The following is a 1463-nucleotide window of genomic DNA, read 5'->3' as shown; positions in this document are numbered from 1 at the left end:
AAGAAATTGAAAAACTGCATGCAGCTATAGATTCTTCCAAATTAGATGATCAAAGAAAGCAAAATATTTTATTAGGCATTGATTATTTGCAAAGAGGTAGGGGATGGCATGGTGCGCAGCTTGGAAATGACTTCCATTTAGCGCTCTTAAGCACGGTTCACGATCGTTCAGAAGAATACGCATTTAAAAAAGTTATATTAAAAGAATTTGGTGAAGCTTCACAAAAATATCTTTTATTTCAAGACAAAAAAGACAATTCATCTGGGCAAAATTTCTACGTATTATTGGATAAAATGGCAATAGACTTTAATACTATTCCAGAATTCAACACACTTTATCCTAATGTTTTTGCAGCAAATGATGGAAAAACTTCTCAAGAAAAAGAAGTATTCGAACAGGTTCGCGCAGCATCGTTTGAAAAAATTGCAAATTATTTTTGGGATTTAAAAAATAACGTACATACCGATGCAAACATGAGTATTTTTTTCAAATCGTATGAAAAAACGATAAGTGAATTCATGAGTGCGGTCGAAGAAAAATCTAGTAAAAATGTAGTAGATTTAGAAGATACAAATAACCCTTATTTTAATCTTATCTGTTTTTACGAAGATGCGGTAACACAAGGTGAGGGGTCTCCTTTGTCTATGCCTTTAGGCATCCAAGTGCCACTTGGACGGTGTTTATACGGCTTAGAAGTGGGGGTTTACGATGCAATAGCAAAATCAGAAGTGCTACAATTTGAATTTCCAATAAGCGCTTCGCGTCGCCATTCCGAAAGTATTGCAGAACAACAGAAGTAAAAGAAGCTTTTAGAGGTCTGTAGCTTGAAAAGACGCCACTTTGTGGTGTCTTTTTTTTATTAAACTTAAAATTTTTAACCTTTCATTAGGGCCCGTCCTCAATTGAGTTGTTTTTTGAGAATTTAATAGAAAATCCAAAAGAAATTTTTATTCAATGAAACGTTATGCGTTGAAGGGGATCAGTGGGATGGATAGAAAAAAGATCTTTTATTCGGAAAATCGGGAGATATGGGCGTTACAGCAAAAGACAATCTCCTGTTTATGGAGGCTGTTTTATGCCGTTACCGTGCAGGAATTCTGTGGAAAGATCTGCCAGAGAGATTTAGCGATAGCTTCCATGCCCGCTAGAGCCAAAAGGAAGTAAGGAAAAGAGTCTTTGAGGTGCTGGCAAAAGACGCCAAAACGAGTACGCGATGATCGATTCCACGATTGTGCGCGCCCACTAACACAGCGCTGGAACTAAAAAAAACGAGAACCAGGCCATCTGAGTACGAAGATTCATGCAATCTGTGACGCCCAAGGCAATCTCACCAGAAATCCCATCGCTTTTCAGTTGACAAAAGATCGGCCCTATGATTCAGAAGGCGCAGATGCGTTGATGGCTTCGTGAAGGCTGATGGAGTGCTTGCCGATAAATCGTATGATGCTGATGAAAGGGGCGGC

1 protein-coding gene and 1 pseudogene are annotated in these 1463 nt (G+C 38.6%); both read left to right on the top strand.

What is annotated here, in order from left to right:
• On the top strand, positions 1-800 hold an 800-nt coding region (locus K737_RS09775; RefSeq protein WP_006304525.1), incomplete at its 5' end, for a hypothetical protein.
• 198 nt (positions 801-998) lie between these two features.
• Positions 999-1463 (top strand): annotated as a pseudogene (locus K737_RS11655) (transposase); the annotation flags it as partial.

It is taken from the genome of Holospora undulata HU1 (assembly GCF_000388175.3).
GTDB classification, from domain to species: domain Bacteria; phylum Pseudomonadota; class Alphaproteobacteria; order Holosporales; family Holosporaceae; genus Holospora; species Holospora undulata_A.
Note: the sequence above shows the minus strand (reverse complement) of the source record. Positions and strands in the feature narration are given on the sequence as shown.